At 64.5% G+C, this 16,194-nt stretch carries 14 protein-coding genes; 10 read left to right on the forward strand and 4 right to left on the reverse strand.

All coding sequences use genetic code 11. The features are described 5' to 3' along the window. Position 1: 1 nt before the first annotated feature. From ABE472_RS10340 to ABE472_RS10365, 6 genes are all read left to right on the forward strand, one after another. Positions 2-796 carry an ABC transporter permease gene (locus ABE472_RS10340; protein ID WP_319206731.1) on the forward strand — a complete coding sequence of 265 codons (795 nt, stop codon included), beginning with the start codon at positions 2-4 and terminating at the stop codon, positions 794-796. Beyond that, positions 786-2,150 carry an ABC transporter ATP-binding protein gene (locus ABE472_RS10345; protein ID WP_346466137.1) on the forward strand — a complete coding sequence of 455 codons (1,365 nt, stop codon included), beginning with the start codon at positions 786-788 and terminating at the stop codon, positions 2,148-2,150. The genes ABE472_RS10340 and ABE472_RS10345 overlap by 11 nt, the downstream gene beginning before the upstream one ends. Further along, complete coding sequence (locus ABE472_RS10350) at positions 2,147-5,674, forward strand: glycosyltransferase (protein ID WP_346466138.1); 3,528 nt, start codon at positions 2,147-2,149, stop codon at positions 5,672-5,674. The genes ABE472_RS10345 and ABE472_RS10350 overlap by 4 nt, the downstream gene beginning before the upstream one ends. Positions 5,675-5,810: 136 nt before the next feature. After that, positions 5,811-7,616: a hypothetical protein gene (locus tag ABE472_RS10355; RefSeq protein WP_346466139.1), complete on the forward strand. Its 1,806-nt coding sequence runs from the start codon at positions 5,811-5,813 to the stop codon at positions 7,614-7,616. Positions 7,617-7,618: 2 nt separating this feature from the next. Further along, positions 7,619-8,071, forward strand: a complete 453-nt coding sequence (locus ABE472_RS10360; protein ID WP_319206740.1) for a GtrA family protein — start codon at positions 7,619-7,621, stop codon at positions 8,069-8,071. Then, a complete protein-coding gene (locus ABE472_RS10365; protein WP_346466140.1) occupies positions 8,071-8,919 on the forward strand; it encodes a glycosyltransferase family A protein in 849 nt (282 codons plus the stop codon). Before ABE472_RS10360 ends, ABE472_RS10365 begins: the two co-directional genes overlap by 1 nt. Positions 8,920-8,924: 5 nt before the next feature. On the opposite strand, the gene ABE472_RS10370 is transcribed toward ABE472_RS10365, so the two are convergent. The 4 genes from ABE472_RS10370 to ABE472_RS10385 form a co-directional block, all read right to left on the reverse strand. Further along, positions 8,925-9,881: a glycosyltransferase gene (locus tag ABE472_RS10370; protein ID WP_346462902.1), complete on the reverse strand. Its 957-nt coding sequence runs from the start codon at positions 9,879-9,881 to the stop codon at positions 8,925-8,927. After that, positions 9,871-10,566, reverse strand: a complete 696-nt coding sequence (locus ABE472_RS10375; RefSeq protein WP_346466141.1) for an NAD-dependent epimerase/dehydratase family protein — start codon at positions 10,564-10,566, stop codon at positions 9,871-9,873. Before ABE472_RS10375 ends, ABE472_RS10370 begins: the two co-directional genes overlap by 11 nt. A gap of 178 nt (positions 10,567-10,744) precedes the next feature. Continuing rightward, positions 10,745-11,686, reverse strand: a complete 942-nt coding sequence (locus ABE472_RS10380; RefSeq protein WP_346466142.1) for an electron transfer flavoprotein subunit alpha/FixB family protein — start codon at positions 11,684-11,686, stop codon at positions 10,745-10,747. Continuing rightward, entirely contained in the window at positions 11,686-12,432 is a 747-nt protein-coding gene (locus ABE472_RS10385) for an electron transfer flavoprotein subunit beta/FixA family protein (protein ID WP_128096508.1), read from the reverse strand. The genes ABE472_RS10380 and ABE472_RS10385 overlap by 1 nt, the downstream gene beginning before the upstream one ends. Positions 12,433-12,693: 261 nt before the next feature. Between ABE472_RS10385 and rfbB the strand changes: the two genes are divergently transcribed. From rfbB to rfbD, 4 genes are read left to right on the forward strand one after another with little or no spacing between them, the layout of a single operon-like run. Beyond that, a complete protein-coding gene (gene rfbB / locus ABE472_RS10390) occupies positions 12,694-13,749 on the forward strand; it encodes a dTDP-glucose 4,6-dehydratase (RefSeq protein WP_346462899.1) in 1,056 nt (351 codons plus the stop codon). A 31-nt stretch (positions 13,750-13,780) separates the two neighbouring features. Then, positions 13,781-14,668 (forward strand): glucose-1-phosphate thymidylyltransferase RfbA, encoded by an 888-nt coding sequence (rfbA, locus tag ABE472_RS10395; RefSeq protein ID WP_346462898.1) that lies wholly within the window; start codon positions 13,781-13,783, stop codon positions 14,666-14,668. Next, complete coding sequence (rfbC, locus tag ABE472_RS10400) at positions 14,665-15,222, forward strand: dTDP-4-dehydrorhamnose 3,5-epimerase (RefSeq protein ID WP_346466143.1); 558 nt, start codon at positions 14,665-14,667, stop codon at positions 15,220-15,222. The genes rfbA and rfbC overlap by 4 nt, the downstream gene beginning before the upstream one ends. Further along, on the forward strand, positions 15,219-16,109 hold the full coding sequence (gene rfbD, locus ABE472_RS10405) for a dTDP-4-dehydrorhamnose reductase (protein ID WP_346466144.1): 891 nt from the start codon (positions 15,219-15,221) through the stop codon (positions 16,107-16,109). The genes rfbC and rfbD overlap by 4 nt, the downstream gene beginning before the upstream one ends. Positions 16,110-16,194: the final 85 nt, after the last annotated feature.

Genomic DNA, 16,194 nt, shown 5'->3' on the forward strand with positions numbered 1-16,194 from the left:
GATGGGCATCCTGTCGGTATTCGGAAAAAACCGCTCGCTTGCCTACGAACTGACCCAGCGTGAAGTGCTGGGCCGGTATCGTGGCGCGAGCTTCGGCCTGTTGTGGTCGTTGATCAGTCCGTTCCTGATGTTGCTGGTCTACACGCTGGCGTTCGGCTTCGTGATGAAGGGGCGCTGGCCAGGCTCGAGTGGTTCGACGACTGATTTCGCGCTGATCCTGTTTGCCGGCTTGACCGTCCATGGGTTTTTTGCCGAGTGCTTCATCCGCGCGCCGCAGTTGATCGTCGGCAATACCGGTTATGTGAAACGCGTGGTGTTCCCGCTGGATATCCTGGTGTGGAGCATGACGTTCTCCGCGCTGTTCCACCTCGCCATGAACATGGTGGTATTGCTGATTCTGTATCTGTGCCTGAAAGGCAATATCCACGCCACTGCGCTGCTGTTGCCGCTGGTGCTGGCGCCCTTGGTGATCCTGACCGTTGGCGTCGGCTGGGCGGTATCAGCGCTGGGCGTGTACCTGCGCGACATCGGGCAGATTGCCGGCGTCGTCGCAACCGCCATGTTGTTCCTTTCCTCGGCGATCATTCCGGTGGAATCGGTGCCGGAGAGTTATCGCATCGTGTTTGAACTGAATCCACTGACCTTCATCATCAACCAGGTGCGTGAAGTGGTGATCTGGGGCCGCCTGCCGGATTGGACAGGACTGGCGATCTACACGGTGATCGCGTGCGTGGTCGCATTCATCGGACATCGCATTTTCACCAAGCTGCGCGTGGGGTTTGCCGATGTCCTCTGAAGTCACTGCGGCAGAAACCGTCATCGAGGTCCAGGGCGTCGGCAAGGCGTACCACATGTACGAGCGGCCCTCGCATCGCCTGTGGCAGGCGCTGGCCGGCAAGCGCAAGTCGTTCTACAAGGACTTCTGGGCGCTGCGCGGCGTCAGCTTCTCGATCCGCCGCGGCCAGACCGTGGGTATCGTTGGCCGCAACGGGTCGGGCAAGTCGACCCTGCTGCAGATGATCGCCGGCACCTTGAACCCCACCGAAGGCCATATTTCGGTGAAGGGACGGGTCGCCGCCCTGCTGGAACTGGGCAGCGGCTTCAACCCGGAATTCACCGGGCGTGAGAACGTGCTGCTCAACGCGACCATCCTTGGGCTGCGACGCGATCAGATCGAGCAGCGGATGCAGAGCATCCTGGCGTTCGCCGACATCGGCGAGTTCATCGATCAGCCGGTGCGCAGTTACTCCAGTGGCATGTCCGTGCGCCTGGCGTTCGCGGTGATCGCCCACGTGGATGCGGACATCCTGATCATCGATGAGGCGCTTGCGGTCGGTGATGCGTTCTTCTCGCAGAAGTGCATGCGCTTCCTGCGCGAGTTCCAGAAACACGGCACCCTGCTGTTCGTGAGCCACGATGCCGCGGCCGTCACCAACCTCTGCGAGAACGCGGTATGGCTGGAGAACGGCAAGATGCGCCTGGCCGGGACCTCGCAGGAGGTGGTCGAGGCCTACATGACCGAACAGCACGTCGTCGGCCGGCGCGAGGCAGGGTCCGAAGACATCGTCGTGGCGGCGAAGAAGAAGCCCCGCCGGTTGTCGACCGATCATGCCGATTTCCGCCAGGACGCCTTCAATGAAGCGGGCGTGCAGAATCGCATCGCGTTGTTCGAGTTCGATCCGGACAATGTCGGGCAGGAGTTCGGCGCGGACGGTGCGCGCATTGTCGATGTGCGCATGACAGATGCCGAAGGCACGCCGCTGTCGATCCTGGAAGGAGGCGAGCTGGTGCGCCTGGAGGTGCGGGTCGCCCTGCGCGAAACCCTGGACAACCTGATCGTCGGCTTCTACGTGAAGGACCGACTGGGCCAGCGCCTGTTCGGTGACAACAGTTACTTCGCCTGCAAGGACGCGCCCGTGTCCGGCGAGGCAGGCGAGACCGTGGTAGGGGCATTCGTCTTCCGGATGCCGATCATGCCGTCCGGTTCCTACATGGTCGATGTTGCCGTGGCCTCCGGCGACCAGCACGACCATACACAGCAGCATTGGATCCACGACGCGCTGGAGTTCCGCGCGCTGGATGAAACCATGCGGTTCGGCCTGATCGGGTTGCCGATGCTGTCCATTGAAGTTTCCAAGGAGTCGCGATGATCGAGTTTACCGGCGAGCGCTTTGTGCCCACTGAGCACGGCGTGATCAGGCAGGAGCACCTGCATCGCTATGCGTGGTGCCTGCCGCTGGTGGAAGGCAAGGACGTGCTCGATGTCGCCAGTGGCGAAGGCTATGGCAGCGCCATGCTGGCCTCCAAAGCGCGCTCGGTGCGCGGCGTGGATATTTCCCACGATGCAGTGAATCATGCCGCCGAACGGTATGCCGCGCTTGGCAACCTGCAGTATCTGCAGGGTTCGGCAGCGGCCATTCCGCTTGCCGATGACAGCGTGGATGTCGTGGTGTCCTTCGAGACCATCGAGCACCTGCTGGAGCAGGATGAAATGATGGCCGAGATCCGGCGCGTGCTGCGCCCGGACGGCATTCTGGTCATGTCCTCGCCGAACAAGGAGGTCTACTCCGACCAGGCCGGTTACCACAACGATTATCACGTCAAGGAACTCTATCTCAATGAGTTCCAGGCCCTGCTGGAGAAGTACTTCCCGGCGGTGGAACTGTCCGGTCACCGCATGGCGGTCTGCTCGACCATCACGCCCCTGGATGGCGCGCCGGAACAGCAGGTGTTCCAGGCGTTGGCCGATACCGGCGAACGCGTGGAGCAGCGCGTGGCGCACATGCCGGCGGCGGTCTACTTCGTGGCCATCGCCGCGGCAGACCGTGGGCTGATCCCGGTGCTGCCTGCCTCGGTGCTGTATGCCGAAGGCGAAGATCTTTACAACCATCATCATGAAGTGGCCCGGTGGGCGAAGGCGCAGGATGCGGAGATCGCGTCGTTGCGCGGTCACGTGCAGCGCGAGCAGGCCGAGGTCGGGTCGTTGCACGGGCACCTGTCACAGCAGCAGAACGCGTTGGAGAAGCTCGCAGGAGAATTCGAGCAGCAGCGACAGACTGTCGAGAGCCTCGCAGGCGAGCTCGAACATCAGCGTCAATTGATGAACTCACGGGGGATTGAGCTTCAGCAAAAGCAGCATCATGCCGAAGTCCTCGAGCGTAACCTGGCGCACGCGCAGAATGTGCTGAGCGTCGAGCGCGATCATGCCCGCCGGCTCGAAGGCGCCATCGCGGCGTTGTGGGAAGCGAAAATCCAGCTGGAAGTCGATCTGTCCAATCTCTTGGGCAGCGCACGGGATGACCTCCACAAGCATCACCTTGATATCGGGCTGTTGATGGCCTCGGCGGGGGGAGTGTCCAGTGAATCACCCGCCGCGGACCTGGCGGCCGATCGTCGGCGCGAACAGGAACTGGCCGACGTCGTGCAGCGCTATCGTGGTGAGTTGTCGTCGCTGCAGGCATTCACCAGCACGTTGTTGCAGTCGAAATCGTGGAAAGTCACACGGCCGCTGCGGTTCCTGTCCCGTGTCGTGCGGGGTGACAGCGATGCCGTGTTGAATTCGCTGCGTGCCACTGGCCTGGCACGGCATCGCCTGCTCGCGCCCTTGGTGCCGACGATCAAGCGGTTCTTGATGCGTCGCCGGGACGCTGTCGTGGTTCCGGTGGAGGGGCTCAAGCTGGATCAGATTCTCCAGAATCCCGACCAGGCGCTGCAGGACCTCCGCTTCGAGTCAGTCGAGGCGCCGGTGGTCAGCATCGTCATCCCCACCTACGGCAACTACGAACAGAGCCTGGCCTGCATCGCATCGATCGCCCGTGCCGGTGCGGATGTTTCCTTCGAGGTGCTGGTCCTGGAGGATGCTTCCGGCGATCAGGACATCAAGAAGCTCGCCCGGATTCCGGGCCTGCGGTTCCACGATAACCCGACGAACCTCGGCTTCCTGCTGTCATGCAATCAGTCCTTGACCCTGGCCAAGGGCGAGTTCATTTACCTTCTCAACAACGACACCGAAGTGACGCCTGGCTGGCTGGACGCACTGGTGCAGGTCTTCCGGACCCATCCGGACGCCGGCATGGTCGGCTCCAAACTCGTCTATCCGGACGGGCGGCTGCAGGAGGCCGGTGGCATTGTCTGGGCCGACGGCAGTGCCTGGAATTTTGGCCGTCTGGATGTTCCCGGCAGATCGGCTTATTGCTATCTGAAGGAAGTCGACTACGTCTCGGGTGCGTCGATCATGCTGCCGGCGACCTTGTTCCGGACGCTGGGTGGCTTCGATGAGCGCTATGTACCGGCCTACTATGAAGATACCGATCTTGCCTTCCGGATCCGCGAACAGGGGTTGAAGGTCTATCTCCAGCCTGCATCGGTTGTCGTCCATTACGAAGGTCTGTCCAGCGGCACCGATGAAACGACCGGCGTGAAGGCGTTCCAGGCGATCAACCGCGAGAAGTTCCTGGCACGCTGGGAAAACACGCTGCGCGACGAACAGTTCCCGAACGCCCAGGATGTGTTCCTGGCGCGCGACCGCTCCCGCAACCGCCGACACGTGCTGGTCGTGGACCATTACGTACCGCAGCCGGACCGCGATGCGGGATCACGGGCGACCTGGCAGGTGATCGAGACCCTCGTCCGCCAGGGGTGCCAGGTGTCGTTCTGGCCCGCCAATGCGTACCAGGACCCGATCTATACCCCGCCGCTGCAACAGCTCGGCGTTGAGGTGCTGTGCGGCTCGGAGTACGTCGGTCGCTTCGACGCATGGCTGACCGAACACGGCAACTACCTTGATGCGGTGGTGCTGAACCGGCCGCATATCTCGGCCGACCTGGTGGGCAGCGTACGCCGGCACAGCCGTGCCACGCTGGTCTATTACGGACATGACATCCACCACCTGCGCATGCAGCAGCAGCTCGCGCTGCACCCGGACGATGAGCTCGAGAAGGAAACCCAGCGCTATCAGGATTTCGAGCATTCGCTGTGGAAGCAGGCCGACGTGATCCTCTATCCCTCGGCGGATGAAACCGCTCATGTACGCCATTGGCTGGACACGCACGTGCGTGGCGTCGACATCCGCGCGGAGACCATCCCGCTGTATGCCTACGAACCCGTCCCCGACGCCGCCATGCTCGGGCCTGAGCAGCGGCAGGACATCATTTTCGTGGCAGGTTTCGCGCATGCTCCGAATGTCGATGCTGCCCTCTGGTTCGTCCGCGAGGTGTTTCCGCTCGTTCGCAGTGAAGCGCCGGGCGTGCGGCTGAGTCTGGTCGGTTCCAATCCACGTCCGGAAGTGCTGGCATTGGCGTCGGAGGACATCGAGGTCACCGGCTACGTCAACGATGCGGCCCTGGAGGAACGGTACCGACGCGCGCGGGTCGCCGTGGCACCCCTGCGATTCGGTGGCGGTGTGAAGGGGAAGGTGCTGGAAAGCCTGCAGTATGGCCTGCCGTGCGTGACCACTTCCGTCGGAATGCAGGGACTTGCCGACGCGTCCTCGTTCATGCAGGTGGCCGATGCGCCGGAGCCGATGGCAGCACGGATCCTGGCGTTGCTGCGCGACGACGCTCATTGGTCGCAGGTGTCTTCCGCCGAGAGGGCATTCATCCGGCGGTACTATTCGCACGATGCGTTGTGGGGTGTACTTTCCGCAGCCATCGGCACGCGCCCGCTCTCATCCTGAGCATCGTCGCGTGTAGCGGGTGCGCATGGGCCACGGGTTGGGCATGCCATTGCGGCGTTCGTGCTGCCGGGTGTGCGTTCCGGTGGGCACGCGCCGGCGTTTGAAACGGCGGGCCACCCATTACGGACCGGTGGCCTTGCTGCGTTCCGTCACCTTTGGAGTTCATTGCTTGCAGCCTTCTCTTCGCCAACGTGTCTCACTGCAGTTGCAGCGCCTGCCGGTCCAGGTTTCGCTGGGCCTCTGCGCCGTTCTGCTGCTCGGCGTGGTGCATCAGGTATTCGTCACGCGCGCCCACCCTGACGCGTTGTACATGGACTCGCTGCGACTGCTGTTCCAGCTGGACCAGTGGCAGGCGGGACACATGTCCACCCTCGACTTCTGGGGTCAGGGGTCATCGCATCGCGGTTTCGTCAACCAGCTGTTCCTTCTGGCCAATGTCACTCTGTTCGATCTGGATGTTCTGCTTGCCAACAGGCTGACCGGCATCGTCATCGGGCTCGTGGCAGCGGTCCTGGTGGTCGCGTGGTGCCGGGACGCAGCCCGGCAGGAAGGCAGGACCAACGTCCTGCTGCAGCTGACGGTCTCCATCGCCTTCGCGGTCCTGTGCTTCAGCTGGGCAGGTTTCGAGCTTTTGACGCTGGACCTTGGGCTGCCCCTGTGGACGAAGAACCTCAGCTTCGTGCTCTACATCTGTGCCCATGCCGGTCTCCTGGGAGGTCGTTCACGGCACCCGCTGGCCTTGATCATCGGGTTGTCGCTGGCTGGGCCGGTGATCGTGCTGCTGGTGGGCATGGGCTGGAACTACGCGTTCGTCGCCGCTGTGCTGGCCATGCAGGCGCTCGCGTTCCTGCCGCCCTGGCGAGCGAGCGGCGTGCGCCGCGGTGTTCTTCCCTCCCTGCTGCTCGTCGTCTCGATGATCGTCTATGTCAACGCGGGCAGCCTCACCGATGGTGCGGTGAAGGGCGGAGGTCTCAACATCGATGCGGACGCGCCGCTGTTGGCGCTGTATGCGCTGGGCTCGACCGTCGGATATCCAGAGGCCGTGCTTGTCGGTCGCTTCCCGTTGCTCCTCATCGCCGGGGCCGGGCTGGTGATGCTGCTTGTGGGCCTTGCGGCCACGGCAAGCTGGTTGCGTCGAGGCGCACCAGGCTCCCGCGTTCCTCTCTACCTTGTGCTGTACGGCGCGCTGGTCGCCGTCTCGGTGACGCTGGCGCGTGGTGCCGATGGTCCGCTGGCGGTGATGGCGTCGCGCTATTACATGGATATCGTGCTTGGCTTGATCGGGGTGCTTTGGCTTGCCGCGCGTGAGGTTCGTCTGCGGGCACCGGTGTCGATCGCGGCGTTGGCCGTCTGGTTGCTGGTGCTGGGCGTCATGGCCACCCATGCGCAGACCTATCGACACGAATGGATGATCAGTCCCTATCGCGCCCTGCTGTTCGCCGAGATGAACCGTGTCACGCTGCGGGCGGTGCCGGATGACTCGGCCGCGGCGATGCTGCAGTCCCCACTGATCCACGCCAGGCAAGGCTCGGAGGTAATGCGGACGCGCAGCCTGGCGGTGTTCAACGCCTCCCCGGCGGATGCGTGTTCCACGACGGCGATAGCCTATGGTCCTGGTTGGAACCAGGCAGAAGGCGCAGTACGTTGGTCGACGGACGATGCTGTACTGGAGTTGCCGCCGTGTGGGTGTGATTACAGCGCTGACCTGTATCTGCCCGCAGGCATGGCCCCACGACAGGTCACGGTAGGCGGCACTGATGGGGTGATGCAGCAGCTGTCGGTGAGCCCGGGAGAGTCGGTGCGCGCGCTTCTTGGCCAGGGCAGGGTGAAGCTGACCGCCGATCCGATCACGGTGCCCAGCAGGGACCTGCCGGGTGCGACCGACAGCCGTGAGCTCGGCGTGCTGGTTACCGGCTTCTCGGTCAGTTGCGGAGCGCATTGAGGATGGGCAGCGAAATGCAGGGCGGGACGCCTCTTTTTGAAGGAAAACCGGGTCCACTCCAGCGACTGATCCGTGATCAGCGCGTTCTTTTCCTGCTCGTGGGTGGCGCCAATACCGCATTCAGTACCGCGCTGTTCGCGTTGCTGAGCTGGAAGCTGGGCCCCTCGGTGCCCTCGGCGGTCAGCCTGTCCATCGCATGGCTGGTTTCGTTGGTCCTCGTGTTCAACGTTTACCGCCATCTGGTCTTCAGGGTGACGGGACACGCACTCAGGGACTTCGCCCGCTTCACCGGCGTCAACCTGCTCTCTTTCCTGCTCAACGCGGGGGCGCTGACGCTGCTGGTGGAGGTTGCTGGTTTCCCCGCGATCCCGACGCAGATCGCGATCACGTTCGCGGTGGTTGTCTTCAACTACTTCGGCCACAAGTACTTTTCGTTTCGAAGGAAAAAAGAGTGATGAGCACGCCTCTTCCGGCCTCGCCACGCGTTTCCGTTGTCATACCTGCCTACAACAATGCGCGTGACATCGAGGCTACGCTGCACTCGGTGCTCCGGCAGGACTACGACGATTTCGAGGTTGTCATCGCCGACCATTCCTCCACCGACGGTACCGCTGACGTCATCGCCCGGTTCTCGCAGGATCCGCGTGTCCGGATCCTGACCCCGACGCCGGTAGGCGGTGGTGCCAAAGCGAACTGGACGCGGGTGTCAGAGAATGCGCGTGGCGAGTTTCTCAAGCTTCTCTGTGGCGACGATCTGATCACACCCGATGCCCTGCGGCTGCAGGTGGCGGCGTTCGATGCCCATCCGCAGGCAGTGCTGGTGGCGTGTCGGCGCAACCTTGTGGATGCCGCAGGCAAGCAGCTCATGGCGGCCCGTGGCCTGGCCGGACTGCGCGGCTATGTACCCGGTCCGCACGCGGTGCGCGCTTCGATCCTGTCGGGCACCAACATTTTTGGTGAGCCCGGCTGCGTGATGATGCGCCGTGATGTGTTCGAGCAGGTCGGTGGGTGGGATGAGCGTTTCCCGTACCTGATCGATCAGGCCAGTTACAGCCGGGTGATGATGCAGGGCGGGATGGTTGCGATCGACGCCGTACAGGCGAGCTTCCGCATCAGCGCCACGCAGTGGAGTGTGCGCCTGGCCCAGCAGCAGTCCAGCCAGGCGATCGCGTTCCACGAAGATTTCTTCGCCGCGCATCCGGGCCTGCTCTCGGCAGCCGAGTTGCGCCGTGGCAACCGCCGTGCGAAATGGATGGCCTACGCCCGGCGCCTGGCGTACATGTGGCTGCGACGCCGGATGTAAACCTGTCAACCGTCCGTGGGCGCGTCGGCCTTCAAATTGACGGTGGCGCCGACCACATACTGCGGGCGGTTGTTGACGTTGAGCAGGATCCGACCGACGTATTCACCAATGGCGCCGAGGGCCAGCAGCTGAAGGCCACCCATGAACAGGATCGCCACGATCAATGAGGGCCAGCCCACCGCCATGTCCGGCACGGCGAATTTCCGGATGATCACGCCGAGCGCGAACAGGAAGGCGAAGGCCGAGGCGATCAGTCCCGCCAGCGACACCAGGCGAAGCGGAACGATCGAGAAGCTGGTGGCCATCTGCAGCCACAGCGAGATGGACTTGCGCAGGCTGTAGCCGGACTGACCATCCTGGCGGTCATGATGACGCGCGGTGATCATCGTGTAGTTCGAGGTACTCTGCAGCAGCAGGCCATCAACGTAGACGAAGGGCCCCTGGTAAGTCAGCGCGGCTTCGCAGATTTCCCGCCGCATTCCGCGGAAGGGGGAGAGGTAAAGGTCTCGGGGCTTGTTCAACAGGATGCTGGCGACCATGTCGTTGAACGCACTGCCGGCACGCTTCCACAGCGCATGTCGGCGCGACTCGAACTGCACGTAGCACAGGTCCGCGCCGTTGCGCAGGGTCTCGATGATGCGTGGAATATCATCCGGATCATGCTGGAGGTCATCGTCCATCGTGATCACGAATTCACCCTTGGCGTGCGCGAACCCTGCCATCACTGCGTTGTGCTGGCCGGCGTTGCGGCGAAGGTTCACGCCCTTCAGCCATGGGCGCGTACGTGCCAGCTCCTGGATCACCTGCCAGGCATCGTCCGGGCCATGGTCATGCACCAGCACCACCTCGAAACCACCCGCGCGCGTTGTTGCCGACAGCGCTGCCTGGAGCCGGTCCGCTAGGGCGGGCAGGATGCCGGCGCTGCCATAGACAGGTATGACGACGGAGATTTCAGGATTCATGGGGCTGGCCGTAGTACTTGTGGATCACGCGGAGAGGGTAGTCTGGACCAAAATCCAGCCCGATGTCGCGCGCCGTGCGCTCGGCCAGCGCGGTATCAATCAGCATCTCCTCGCCCCGGTCCACCGCGATGATCTGCGCGCGGCGTCCAAGCACGGATTCGAACAGGCCGACGATCTCCGTCATCGGCAGCGACCATGGGGAAGCGATCGAGGCCACCTTGGGCACCGGCCCAGCGCCGGAGAGCAGCTGCGCGGCGATGCGGACGACGTCGTCGATATCGATCAGATTGCGGCAGGCGCGTGTCCAGACGGTCAGCGGATCGCCAGCCAGGATGCGGTCTCGCAGGAAGTTGGTGAGCGTGTTCGGATTGCGGGTATGCCCGACCACCTGTGGAAGCCGCAGCACGATACCGGCCGGATGCGCGGCGACCAGTGCTTCCATGGCACGTTTGTGCCGGAAATAGGGCGAGTCCTGCAGCGGGTTGACCACATTGCAGCTGCCGAAATAGACCAGCCGGGTGATGTCGCCGGCCAGGTACTGCGCCAGCATTGCACGCTCGCGTGCGAAGGCGGCCGGGTCTGTTTCGCTGGAGTTGGACACCCCGGAGGCGAAAATGACGGTTCTGGCGTCGTCTGCGAACAGGGGCGCGAATGCACGCGCCACCAGTCCCGAACCGACGATCATCGCAGGTCCCCGTTCGGTAGGCAGTGGCGGAAAGGTACGGGCATATCGAATCACGTCCATGCTGGGCGGCCGGTGGCAGCGCTGCGGCCACCCGGGGGGCTTACCTTACGCGGCCTGGACGGCCCGCGGAAAGAGGCAGGGCGTGAGGGCCAAGGCCATCACGCCCTGCGGGTCGGGCTCAGCCCAGCGCCGCTTCCAGCTCCGGCAGCAGGGTGAACAGATCCCCCACCAGGCCGATATCGGCGATCTCGAAGATCGGCGAATCCGGATCCTTGTTGATCGCCACGATGGTGCCCGCGTCCTTGATGCCGGTCAGGTGCTGGATGGCACCGCTGATGCCGACGGCCACGTACAGCTCCGGCGAGATGATCTTGCCGGTCTGGCCGACCTGCAGGTCGCTCGGCACATAGCCGGCGTCCACGGCGGCGCGGGAGGCACCGACCGCGGCACCGAGCTTGTCGGCCAGCTGGAAGATCACCTTGAAGTTCTCTTCCGAACCCACGCCACGGCCGCCGGAGACCACGCGCTTGGCGCTCTGCAGGTCCGGGCGGTCGGTGGCACCGGCGGCGAGGCCGATGAAGCGGGTGTGGCTCGGCAGGGTCGCATCGACGCTGGCCGCTTCCACGCTGGCGCTGCCGCCCTTGGCTGCTTCCGGCCACGAGGCGGCACGCACGGTGGCCACGACGATCTGGTCGGCCGGGACCTCCACGGTGATGATCGCGTTGCCGGCGTAGATCGGGCGCTTGAAGCTGTGGCTGCCTTCGACGGTCATCAGGTCCGAGACCTGGTTGACGCCCAGCAGGGCGGCCACGCACGGCATCAGGTCCTTGCCGAAGGTGGTCGAGGGGCCGAACACGTGGGTGTAGCCGGTGGCCAGCTTCGCGATCTGCGGGGCCAGCACCTGGGCCAGCGCCTGCGCGTTGGCGGCGTTGGCCACGGTCAGCACCTTGGCCACGCCCGCCAGCTGCGCGGCCTCGGCGGCCACGGCGGCCGGATCCGCGGCCAGCACCAGCACGTCGATGCTGGCGCCGCTGATCGCGGCGGCCGCACTGACGGTCTTGGCGGTGGCGGCGTTGAGCTTGCCGTCGTGGTGTTCAGCGACAACGAGGATCTTGGTCATTACAGCAACCCCTTCTGCTTGAGTGCAGCGACCAGTTCGGCCGCATCCTTGACCATCACACCCTTGCTGCGCTTGACCGGCGCGGCGTACTGGGTGGTCTTGAAGGTATCGGCGGCTTCAACGCCGAGGTCGGCCAGCTGCAGGGTCTCCAGCGGCTTGGCCTTGGCCTTCATGATGTCGGGCAGCTTGATGAAGCGCGGCTCGTTCAGGCGCAGGTCGGTGGTGACCACGGCCGGCAGGTCGACTTCCAGCGTTTCCAGGCCGGCGTCGACTTCACGGGTGACCGTGGCCTTGCCGTCGGCAATGTCCAGCTTGCTGGCGAAGGTCGCCTGCGGGCGGCCCCACAGCGTGGCCAGCATCTGGCCGGTCTGGTTGGCGTCGTCGTCGATGGCCTGCTTGCCCAGGATCACCAGGTCCGGCTGTTCCTTCTCGACCAGCTTGAGCAGGGTGCGGGCGGCGGTCAGCGGCTGGATCGCCTGGTCGGTCACGACATGGATGGCGCGGTTGGCGCCCATGGCCAGGCCGTTGCGCAGGTGCGCCTGGGCATCGGCCGGTGCGATCGTGGCGACCACGACCTCGGTGGCGATGCCCTTGTCGCGCAGGCGCAGCGCTTCTTCCAGCGCGATTTCATCGAACGGGTTGGGGGACAGCTTGACGCCGTCGGTGACCACGCCGGAACCGTCCGGCTTGACCTGAATGCGGACGTTGTAGTCCACCACGCGCTTGTACGCGACGAGGATTTTCATCTGGTGCTGGATCCTTCAATAACGGGAGAACGTCCGGTTCTTTGACTAGCAACCGGTTCGGGGGTGGGACAGCGATTCTAACTGGCGCAAGGGCACCATGCGAATGCGTATGGTTATGCTGCAGCGCGTCATGAAATCGACGGAAAACGCCGACTGTTCACGCTGCACGGGCAGTCGTGAAGACGGCCGCCATGTATCCTGTGGCGCTGAGTCGGGGCGCCACCAGGCCCCCTGCACGCACATCGAACAGGAGAACGGGTAGTGCCCACATGGCTTGTCACCGGCGGAGCCGGATTCATTGGCGGTAACTTTGTCCTCGAAGCGGTCGCCAAAGGCGTGCGCGTCATCAATCTCGATGCGCTGACCTACGCGGGCAACCTCAAGACGCTGGCCTCGCTGGACGGCAACCCGGACCACGTGTTTGTCGAGGGCGACATCGGCGACCAGGCGCTGGTCTCGCGCCTGCTGGCCGAGCACCAGCCCGACGCGGTGCTGAACTTCGCCGCCGAAAGCCACGTGGACCGTTCCATCGACGGCCCGGGCGCGTTCATCCAGACCAACGTGGTGGGCACCCTGGCGCTGCTGGAAGCCGTACGCGATTACTGGAAGGCGCTGCCGGACGACAAGGGCCAGGCGTTCCGCTTCCTGCACGTCTCCACCGATGAGGTCTACGGCACCCTCGGCGAGACCGGCAAGTTCAGCGAGACCACCCCGTATGCGCCCAACTCGCCGTACTCGGCGTCCAAGGCGGCCTCGGACCATCTGGTGCGCGCGTTCCACCACACCTACGGGCTGCCGGTGCTGACCACCAACTGCTCCAACAACTACGGCCCGTACCACTTCCCCGAGAAGCTGATCCCGCTGGTGATCGCCAAGGCCCTGGCCGGCGAACCGCTGCCGGTCTACGGCGATGGCAAGCAGGTGCGCGACTGGCTGTTCGTCAGCGACCACTGCGAAGCGATCCGCACCGTGCTGGCCAAGGGCCAGATCGGTGAGACCTACAACGTCGGCGGCAACTCCGAGAAGCAGAACATCGAAGTGGTGCAGGCGATCTGCGCACTGCTCGATGCACGCCGCCCGCGTGAGGATGGCCAGCCGCGCGCCAGCCAGATCACCTACGTGACCGACCGCCCCGGCCATGACCGCCGCTACGCGATCGATGCCTCCAAGCTCAAGGACCAGCTGGGCTGGGAGCCGAAGTACACCTTCGAGCAGGGCATCGGCTTCACCGTGGACTGGTACCTGGACAACCAGGACTGGGTCAACGGCGTGCTCGACGGCAGCTACCGCCTGCAGCGCATCGGCACCACCGCCTGAGCGCGGTGATCACCAGACAGAGGACAACCGCATGACTCAACGCAAGGGCATCATCCTCGCAGGTGGTTCGGGCACGCGCCTGTATCCGATCACCAAGGGCGTCAGCAAGCAGCTGCTGCCCGTGTACGACAAGCCGATGATCTACTACCCGCTCAGCGTGCTGATGCTGGCCGGGATCCGCGACGTGCTGATCATCAACACGCCGCACGAGCAGGCGCTGTTCCAGAGCCTGCTCGGCGATGGCTCGCAGTGGGGCATGAACATCGAGTACGCCGTGCAGCCGAGTCCGGACGGGCTGGCGCAGGCCTACCTGATCGGCAAGGACTTCATCGGCGGCAAGCCGAGCTGCCTGGTGCTGGGCGACAACATCTTCCACGGTCATGGCCTGCGTGAAGTGCTGCGCAATGCCGACCAGCGCGATACCGGTGCCACGGTGTTCGGTTACTGGGTCAATGATCCGGAGCGCTACGGCGTGGCCGAATTCGACAAAGCCGGCAAGGTCATCGATCTGGTCGAGAAGCCCGAAAAGCCGCGTTCGAACTATGCCGTCACCGGCCTGTACTTCTACGACGGCAACGCCAGCGATTACGCCGCGGAGCTGAAGCCGTCGCCGCGCGGCGAACTGGAGATCACCGATCTCAACCAGCGTTACCTGCGCGAGGGCAACCTGCATCTGGAAGCGCTGGGTCGTGGCTATGCGTGGCTGGATACCGGCACCCACCAGTCGCTGCTGGAAGCCTCCAACTTCATCGAGACCATCCAGACCCGCCAGGGCCTGCAGGTCTGCTGCCCGGAAGAAATCGCCTTCGGCCAGGGCTGGATCAACGCCGAGCAGCTGGAGAGGCTGGCAGCGCCGCTGATCAAGAACGGCTACGGCCAGTACCTGCACACGCTGGCTGTGCGAGGAGTGGTGCCGTGAAGATTGTCGACACCAAGCTGCCGGGTTGCGTGGTGATCGAGCCGGCCGTGTTCGGCGACGAGCGCGGCTTCTTCTTCGAGACCTGGAACGCGGCCCGCTTCGGTGAGCATGGACTGCCGACGAAATTCGTACAGAGCAACGTCTCCAGCTCGTCCAAGGGCGTGCTGCGCGGCCTGCACTATCAGTGGCCGCGGCCGCAGGGCAAGCTGGTCAGCGTGCTTGAAGGCGAAGTCTACGACGTGGCGGTGGATATCCGTCGTGGCTCGCCGACCTTCGGCCAGTGGGCCGCCGTGGTGCTGAGCGCGGAGAACAAGAAGCAGTTCTGGATTCCGGAAGGCTTCGCGCATGGTTTCGCCGTGCTGTCCGAACGGGCGATTTTCAGCTACCTCTGCACCGAGGTGTACCTGAAGGACTTCGACGCCGGCGTCCGCTGGAACGATGCCGACATCGCCGTCGACTGGCCGATCAGCGCACCCACGCTGTCGGCCAAGGACGAGTCTGCGCCGTTCCTGAAGGACATCGCCGAGGACCGCCTGCCGGTCTACCAGCCGTGACGATCCTGCTGCTGGGGGCCAATGGCCAGCTTGGCCAGGAACTGCAACGCGCGCTGGCCCCGCTGGGTACGATCGTGGCGACCACCCGCAGTGGCGCGCTGCCCGATGGCAGCGCGTGCGAAGTGGCCGACTTCGACCAGCCCGCCTCGCTAACCGCACTGCTGGACCGCGTCCGGCCGGCGCTGGTGGTCAATGCCGCCGCCTACACCGCGGTGGACCGGGCCGAGGACGACCGGGAGGCGGCTTTCCGTGCGAACGCCGAAGCCCCCGGTGTACTGGCGCACTGGTGTGCGCAGGCCAGCGTCCCGTTGGTGCATTACTCCACCGATTACGTGTTCGACGGGCAGGGCACGCGCCCGTACCGGGAAGACGATGCGACCGCCCCGCTGGGCGTGTATGGCGCCAGCAAGCTGGCCGGTGAGCAAGCCATCCGTGCGGCCGGTGGACGCCACCTGATCTTCCGCACCGCGTGGGTATACGCTTCCCACAGCGCCAACTTCCTGCGCACGATGCTGCGGGTGGGGGCGGAGCGCGACGTACTGCGCGTGGTGGCGGATCAGGTTGGTACGCCGACGCCGGCAGCGTTGATTGCCGATGTGACCGCGCAGGCGCTGCAGCACGACGGCGCACTGTCGGGCACGTGGCATCTGACCGCCAAAGGCGAGACCAGCTGGCACGGCTTTGCCGAAGCGATCTTTGCGGACGCGGTAGCAACAGGCGTGCTGCCGCGGGCACCGATCGTCGAGGCGATCTCCACGGCCGAGTACCCGACGCCGGCCAAGCGCCCCGCCTATTCGCACCTGGATGTGGCGAAGCTGGAGCAGGACTTCGGCGTCGTGCTGCCACGCTGGCAGGACGGTCTGAAGCGGGTCATCGCGGACTGTTGACCCAGGCGTAGAGCCACGCCATGCGTGGCTGACGCGGTGTCAGGATTCCAGGCAGGGCAGCCACGCATGGCGTGGCTCTACCCGC

The organism is Stenotrophomonas sp. TWI809, assembly GCF_039673205.1.
Taxonomy (GTDB): Bacteria; Pseudomonadota; Gammaproteobacteria; order Xanthomonadales; family Xanthomonadaceae; genus Stenotrophomonas.

Bases quoted from the DNA above. Each gene is read 5' to 3' on its own strand.
- ABE472_RS10360 (WP_319206740.1), top strand. From the start codon at position 7,619: ATGGGCAGCGAAATGCAGGGCGGGACGCCTCTTTTTGAAGGAAAACCG.
- ABE472_RS10385 (WP_128096508.1), bottom strand. From the start codon at position 12,432: ATGAAAATCCTCGTCGCGTACAAGCGCGTGGTGGACTACAACGTCCGC.
- ABE472_RS10350 (WP_346466138.1), top strand. From the start codon at position 2,147: ATGATCGAGTTTACCGGCGAGCGCTTTGTGCCCACTGAGCACGGCGTG.
- ABE472_RS10365 (WP_346466140.1), top strand. From the start codon at position 8,071: ATGAGCACGCCTCTTCCGGCCTCGCCACGCGTTTCCGTTGTCATACCT.
- ABE472_RS10345 (WP_346466137.1), top strand. From the start codon at position 786: ATGTCCTCTGAAGTCACTGCGGCAGAAACCGTCATCGAGGTCCAGGGC.
- ABE472_RS10380 (WP_346466142.1), bottom strand. From the start codon at position 11,686: ATGACCAAGATCCTCGTTGTCGCTGAACACCACGACGGCAAGCTCAAC.
- ABE472_RS10370 (WP_346462902.1), bottom strand. From the start codon at position 9,881: ATGAATCCTGAAATCTCCGTCGTCATACCTGTCTATGGCAGCGCCGGC.
- ABE472_RS10340 (WP_319206731.1), top strand. From the start codon at position 2: ATGGGCATCCTGTCGGTATTCGGAAAAAACCGCTCGCTTGCCTACGAA.
- rfbA (WP_346462898.1), top strand. From the start codon at position 13,781: ATGACTCAACGCAAGGGCATCATCCTCGCAGGTGGTTCGGGCACGCGC.
- ABE472_RS10375 (WP_346466141.1), bottom strand. From the start codon at position 10,566: ATGATCGTCGGTTCGGGACTGGTGGCGCGTGCATTCGCGCCCCTGTTC.